Origin of the sequence: Paracidovorax sp. MALMAid1276 (assembly GCF_049198005.1) — a bacterium.
Taxonomy (GTDB): domain Bacteria; phylum Pseudomonadota; class Gammaproteobacteria; order Burkholderiales; family Burkholderiaceae_C; genus Acidovorax.
Genome location: NZ_JBMIRS010000105.1, coordinates 46,871 through 53,365, shown reverse-complemented (window position 1 = coordinate 53,365; position 6,495 = coordinate 46,871). Strand labels below are relative to the sequence as shown.

The 6,495-nt window shown below is 66.5% G+C and carries 6 protein-coding genes; 1 reads left to right on the top strand and 5 read right to left on the bottom strand.

Features of this window, described 5'->3' with window-relative positions; genetic code table 11:
- Positions 1 to 51: 51 nt before the first annotated feature.
- The 5 genes from ACOQFS_RS07375 to ACOQFS_RS07355 all read right to left on the bottom strand — a co-directional run bounded on the left by ACOQFS_RS07375 (position 52) and on the right by ACOQFS_RS07355 (position 5,302).
- Positions 52 to 1,257 (bottom strand): ABC transporter substrate-binding protein, encoded by a 1,206-nt coding sequence (locus tag ACOQFS_RS07375; RefSeq protein WP_421562252.1) that lies wholly within the window; start codon positions 1,255 to 1,257, stop codon positions 52 to 54.
- Positions 1,258 to 1,389: 132 nt separating this feature from the next.
- On the bottom strand, positions 1,390 to 1,974 hold the full coding sequence (locus ACOQFS_RS07370; protein ID WP_421562251.1) for an amino acid synthesis family protein: 585 nt from the start codon (positions 1,972 to 1,974) through the stop codon (positions 1,390 to 1,392).
- Between the two features lie 59 nt (positions 1,975 to 2,033).
- A complete protein-coding gene (locus ACOQFS_RS07365; RefSeq protein WP_421562250.1) occupies positions 2,034 to 2,675 on the bottom strand; it encodes an amino acid synthesis family protein in 642 nt (213 codons plus the stop codon).
- Between the two features lie 19 nt (positions 2,676 to 2,694).
- The gene (locus tag ACOQFS_RS07360) at positions 2,695 to 3,651 is read right to left on the bottom strand and encodes a UPF0280 family protein (RefSeq protein WP_421562249.1); all 957 of its coding nucleotides are present in this window, start codon (positions 3,649 to 3,651) and stop codon (positions 2,695 to 2,697) included.
- A 13-nt stretch (positions 3,652 to 3,664) separates the two neighbouring features.
- On the bottom strand, positions 3,665 to 5,302 hold the full coding sequence (locus ACOQFS_RS07355) for a 6-hydroxynicotinate reductase (RefSeq protein ID WP_421562248.1): 1,638 nt from the start codon (positions 5,300 to 5,302) through the stop codon (positions 3,665 to 3,667).
- 406 nt (positions 5,303 to 5,708) lie between these two features.
- Between ACOQFS_RS07355 and ACOQFS_RS07350 the strand changes: the two genes are divergently transcribed.
- A complete protein-coding gene (locus ACOQFS_RS07350) occupies positions 5,709 to 6,485 on the top strand; it encodes a ferredoxin--NADP reductase (protein WP_421562247.1) in 777 nt (258 codons plus the stop codon).
- Positions 6,486 to 6,495 lie beyond the last annotated feature (10 nt).

Here is a 6,495-nt window from a genome sequence, read left to right as displayed (position 1 = left end):
CAGCCATTCGAGAGAAGGGGGAAGCGGCGAAGCCGCTCAGGGGGTTGTCACTCAATCAGCCGCGCGCAGCTTCTTGACCTCGTCCGCCGAAGGCTGCACCTTGGCGCCGTCCACATAGCGGTAGTTCACCATCACGCCCTTGCCGCCTTCGTTCTTGGTGCGACCCACGTAGCCGCCCATGGTGGACTGGTTGTCTTCAGGCCGGTAGACGATGGGGCCGAAGGGCGTGGACACCTGCAGGCCCTTGAAGGCGGCCACGAGCTTTTCGGTGTCGGTGGAGCCGGCCTTCTTCATGCCGTCGGCCAGCGACTTGATGGCGCTGTAGCCCACCACGGAACCGAGGCGCGGGTAGTCGTTGAACTTGGCCTGGTAGGCGGTCTGGAAGGCCTTGTGCTCCGGCGTCTGGATGCCGTACCAGGGGTAGCCGGTGACGATCCAGCCGTTGGGCGCCTCGTCCTTGAGCGGGTCCATGTACTCGGGCTCGCCGGTCAGCAGGCTGACCACTTCGCGGTCCTTGAACAGGCCGCGGGTGTTGCCCTCGCGCACGAACTTGGACAGGTCGGCACCGAACAGCACGTTGAAGATCGCATCGGGCTTTGCGTCGGCCAGGGCCTGCACCACGCTGCCCGCATCGACCTTGCCCAGGGGCGGTGCCTGCTCGGCGACAAACTCCACATCGGGCTGTGCCGCCTTGAGCAGCTGCTTGAAGGTGGCCACGGCCGACTGGCCGTATTCGTAGTTGGGATAGACCAGCGCCCAGCGCTTCTTCTTGAGCGCTGCTGCATCGGGCACCATCATCGACACCTGCATGTAGGTGGAGGGGCGCAGCCGGTAGGTGTAGCGGTTGCCGTTCTGCCAGACGATCTTGTCGGTGAGCGGCTCGCCCGCCAGGAAGAAGAATTTCTTTTGCTTGGCAAAGTCGGTGAGCGCGAGACCGATGTGCGAAAGGAAGGAACCGGTGAGCACATCCACCTTTTCGCGCGAGACGAGCTCTTCGGCCGCGCGCACGGCATCGCCGGGGTTGGCGTTGTCGTCGCGGATCACGAGCTGCAGCTTCTTGCCCAGCACGCCGCCCGATCCATTGATTTCGTCCACCGCCAGTTCCATGCCCTTCTTGTAGGGTTCGAGGAAGGCGGGCTGGGCCTTGTAGCTGTTGATCTCGCCAATCTTGATCATGTCCTGGGCGAAAGCGGGCGCCAGGCTGAAGCACACAGCGGCTGCGGCCGTGGCGCGCATGAGGTTTCGTCGCATCGTCATGGGGAAGCTCCTGAAGAAGGGTTGGGAGAGAGATCGAACAAGAACAGCAACTACAACTGAAACTGAAACTACAACAGATCGAACGGGGCCGGAGAGCCGCCGGGGCGCTCTGAACGCACCGAATCGCCAAGCCTATCGCAGGCCGTCCACGCCCTGGATGTCAGAGGCTTGCAGGCCTCCGATGCGCGGCAGCGGCCGCCCCCCATCGGTGACCACAACGGCCACCACGATTTCGGTGGCGCGCGGCGCATCCGACACGCGGGCCTCCATGGCGTCGAAGTGGCTGCGCACATAGGCGGCGTCCTTGTGGCCCAGGGGCACGTCGATGGCCGTGCCCAGCCCGCCGCGCTTTTTGCTTGACGGCACGAGGGCCGCGCCTTTTTCGACCGCCGCCCGCAGCGGTGCGCCCAGCTTGGGGTGCAGGATCGCGGCGGCATGCTCCAGCTCACCCGCCTCGCCCACGATGGCGGCCTTGCCGTAGCTGTGCGCCTGGCCGGGCTCAATGCCCAGTGCCGCCACACAGCGCGCACCCAGCAGGCCGCCCAGCTCTTCGCCCATGGCCACCAGTTCGTCAAGGTTGTCGGCATAGCGGCCTGCAAAAGGGTTGTCGATGACGGCCATGGCCAGCGCCTTGCGCACGGGGGGCACGACCTCGCGTCCCATCTCCATGCGAACCTCGTCGGTCTGGACAATGATCTTGCGAATCTTGGCGGGCATGTGGAGGCTCCTCGTTTTTTATGGATTGTTGCGGTGGGTGCGGATGCGGCGGCAGCAGCTCAGCGCAGCCCGTTCCATTGGCTGATGTCGGCGGCCTTGAGCCCCCCGACGCGTGCGTGCACGCGGGGCCCCGTGGTCATGGCCAGGATGTAGACCACCTCGTCGGCCAGCGGCGCACCGGGAACGCGCACCTCCATCGCATCGAAATGGCTGCGCACGTAGCTGGCATTGATGTGGGTGAGCGGCACGTCAAGCGCCGTGCCGGGGCCACCCACCTTCTTGGTGGATGGAACGATGGACAGCGCATTGCCCGGCTGCCCGCTCTTTTCTTCGGCCTGCCCCTTGGCATAGGCGTTGCGGTCGCCCTTCCAGCCCAGCAGCTCGCGCATGGCATAGCCACCGGGCACATGCCACAGCGCGCCGTGCTCCAGCTCGCCGGCGGCACCTACCACGGCCCCCTTGCCATAGGTCTCTATGCGGTCCGCGGGCACCGCCATCGCCTGCAGCAGCCTGCGGGCCATGTCGAGCCCCACTTCCTGCAGCGCGTCCATCATGGGAAGAATGTCGGCCTCATAGCGGCCCGCGTAGGGGTTGGTCAGCACGGCGCCGATCGCACCCCGCAGCAGCGGCACCTCGGCCACGGGGCCGAACTCGTGCCGGATGTCTTCGAGATGGGTGAAAACGCGTCGTATCTGGATCATGGGGCAACCCTGCCATTCGTTAAGCAAATACCGAACCAACTTGCGCAGATGCCGCGGCTGCAGCCGCATCGCGTGCACCGGCATCCAAGGCGCCCGCACCGGCACCCGCAGCACGCGCCGTGGGCGTGGCGGCATAGTGCCCCTGGCAGGCCAGCAGCGCAAACCACAGCAGTCCCTGCGACTGGAGCGCCTGCGCCTTGTGCAGGCCGCGCTGCAGCGCCGACTGCACCTGCGCCAGGGGCAGCGGCGGCACATCCACCGTGACCTGCATGCCCCCGAGGTCGCTGTCGTCCCGCACCAGCCAGGCCGGCATGCGCGTGATGCGCGCATCCTGCACATTCACCGCATTGGCTACCACGGTGGCCGCGGCGTCTGCCTGCGCAGCGGTGCGGGCCAGCACCGTGACGCTGTCGGCAATGCCCAGCGAAAGGCTGCGCCCGCGCCAGCCACTGGTTGCCACGCCGCGCACGGGCATGCTGCTGTCGATGTGCATGGTCCCGTCCAGCGGCGTTGCCCGCTGCTGCAGCAAGGCCCGGTGCGTCCCGGCGAGGTCTGCGACCACGCCCACGTCGGCCCCCTGCCCGGGCGCCAGGTGCAGCGCGATGTCGCCCCCGTTGTTGACCCAGGCCCGGTCCACGCCGTCGCGCACATAGCACGCGAGGATCTCCTCGGCCACCGCACCGGCCACGGCCGCCATCGCGGTGATGAAACCTTCACGGTACGGCGCGCACGCGGTCCACATGCGGCGCGCCACCACGCCCTGCACAGGGCACTGTTGGCCCACGGGGCTGCGCAATGCGGGCAGCTCATCCACCAGCTCCTGCAGCACGGTCTGGAACCGCACGAATGCGTCCTCGTGCGCATGGACCACCGTGGCCGCGTCACCCTCTGCGCGAATGACGAGATCGATGGGGCCGTGCTGAAAGTGCCAGCGGCCGTCGGGCAGCCAGTTGCGGCTTGCGTGGGATGAAGTCATGCCGTGCACCCCATCAGCCCAGCAGAGGCGGACGGCCCAGCGGCCAGGGGTTGGACGGCGGCAGCACCTGCCACTGCAGCGACTGCGGCGCGCCGTCGTTGTGCCACGCGCCGTGGGCCAGCACATCGCGCAGGCTGCGCACCTGCGCCGCGTGGCCGCCCAGGGCCACATAGTCGTCACGGCGCATGCTGAATTCGATGGGCGCGACGATGGCCGGCGTGGGCACGGTGCCGAAGCTGTTGTCGGGCATGCGCAGCACATCGGCCATCACCGTGATGCCGCCGCCGGGCCAGACATAGGCCGGAGCGCCACCGCAAGTCACGTTGACCAGCGCATTCTTGATGGACCGCGTGAGCAGCACCGGATTTTCGGTGACCCCCGCGCGCAGGCTGCCGCCAGCGCCGCCGAGGAAAAGCACGGAGGCGAGCGACGGTTCGCAGTTCTCGCCGATGCGGTCCACGATGCGGCGCACCTCTTCGGGCATCGGCGACTCGACGGGCTGCAACTGCTCGTTGAGCACGTACCAGCTGGCGTGCTCGCCCGTGGTGGAGGTCATCAGCAGCCGCAGTCCCGGCCGTGCCACCTCCGGGTCCCAGCCCTCGATGATGGACAGCGGGTCGGCGATGTCGGTGCCGCCCCATCCGGTGCCCGGGTTGGCCACCTGGAAGTAGCGCCCCGGCGTGGACTTGCGCCCGCGCATCTGGATGCCCGAGGCCGCCATGTCGAGGCAGCGCCCGGCCTGGTGCTCCGTGAGCACGCCGGTGATGTGGTCGTCGACCACCACCACCTCGTCCGCGTGCCCGTAGAACTGCCGCGCGAAGATGCCGATGGCGGCCGAACCGCAGCCCACACGCATGCGCTGCTCGGCCACGCCGTTGACGATGGGCGCTTTGCCAGCCTGGATGACGAGCTGCGAGCCGCCGTCGATGGTGAACTCCACAGCCTGCTTGTTGCCCAGCTGCTGCATCATTTCGGCGGTGATGCGGCCTTCCTTCTTGGTGCCGCCCGTGAGGTGGTGCACCCCGCCAAGCGACAGCATCTGCGATCCGTATTCCGCCGTGGTCACATGGCCCACCACTTCGCCCTTGCAGCGCACGTTGGCCTGCTCAGACCCCAGAAACCGGTCGGTGTCGATCTTCACCTTGAAGCTGCAGTAGCTGAAGATGCCTTCGGTGACCACCGTGACCATGTCCACGCCATCGACCTGGGAGCCCACGATGAACGGCGCGGGCTTGTAGTCGGGGTAGGTGGTGGACGAGCCGACACCCGTCACGAACACCTCCTGGCTGTGCAACAGATCGCCGTTCCACGGAGGCGCCGCTGCAGCCCCGGGCCCGGCTTCTTCGTCAGGGACTGGATCCGCCTCGTCGACCGGACGGCCCGCGAAAGGCACCAGCGCGGGCGATGGCGCGTCAAGCGCCTTGCGCAGCACCACCACCGGGTCGAGGCGCACCAGCACGCCGGCCTGGTTGGCATAGCGGTCGCAGGCGCCCGCGCGGCCCTCGGAAATCTGGCACAGCACCGGGCACGCATTGCATTCCACCTTGCCCGCATTCATGCGCTCGTTGCGCGGCCTGGCGCGCTCCAGCACCTGCGGCAGGCCGGGTGAGTCCATGCCCGGCAGCCCGTCGGTCTTGGTGTGTTCGGTCATTCGTGGGCCCATTCATCGCATCGCTGGCGATGCTTGTACGTGCGGTTTGTTTTGTGTAGCATTCACTTAACTTAAATGTTGTGATCACTACATTTGCAATCAATGTAGCGCAATCAAACTCACTTCGCAATGGTGTTTTTCGCAGCCCCCGATTCGGTGCACGAGGCGCCCCAGAATGACGCACGCGGCGGCCGATTCCTGCATTCGGTGCATGCGCGCGGCCGTGTTCTGGCCTTCGCGCAATCACCCCGCCGCAGGCGGCTTTGCCAGATGCGGAACAATGGAGGGTTGCGAGCCACCCGCTTTCAGGCCCGGACCTTGCGCTGCAGGGCGCCAAGGGCGCTGGATTCCAAGCCAGCTTCAGCCAGATTCCTTATTTGCTTCCAACTTTTCCTTCTAACGCACCATGAGCGCCTTTCTTGAAGAACGCGTCCTTTCCGTCCACCACTGGACGGACCGCCTTTTCTCCTTCACCACCACACGCGACACCGCCCTGCGCTTCTCCAACGGCCATTTCACGATGATCGGCCTGCGCGGCGAGAACGGCAAACCCCTGCTGCGCGCCTACAGCATTGCCAGCGCCAACTACGAAGAGCACCTGGAGTTCCTCTCCATCAAGGTGCCGGACGGTCCCCTGACCTCGCGCCTGCAGCACATCCAGGTGGGCGACACCATCGTGGTGGGCAAGAAGCCCACGGGCACGCTGCTGATCGACTACCTGCTGCCCGCCAAGCGCCTGTACATGCTGTCGACCGGCACGGGCCTGGCGCCGTTCCTGAGCCTCATGCGCGACCCAGAGACCTACGAAAAATTCGAGGAAGTCATCCTGGTGCACGGTGTGCGCCAAGTCAACGAACTGGCTTACCACGACTACATCACCGAAGAACTGCCCAAGCATGAGTTCCTGGGCGAGATCGTGAGCAAGCAGCTCAAGTACTACCCCACGGTGACGCGCGAGCCCTACAAGAACCAGGGCCGCGTGACCACCGTGATCGAGAACGGCCAGCTCGCCCGCGACCTGGGCCTGCCCGCGCTGAACCCGGCGGAAGACCGCGTGATGATCTGCGGCAGCCCCGAGATGCTGCGCGACCTGAAGCACATGATGGAAGAGCGCGGCTTCAAGGAAGGCAACACCACGAAGCCGGGCGACTTCGTGATCGAACGCGCGTTCGCCGAGCAGTGACCCCCGGCGG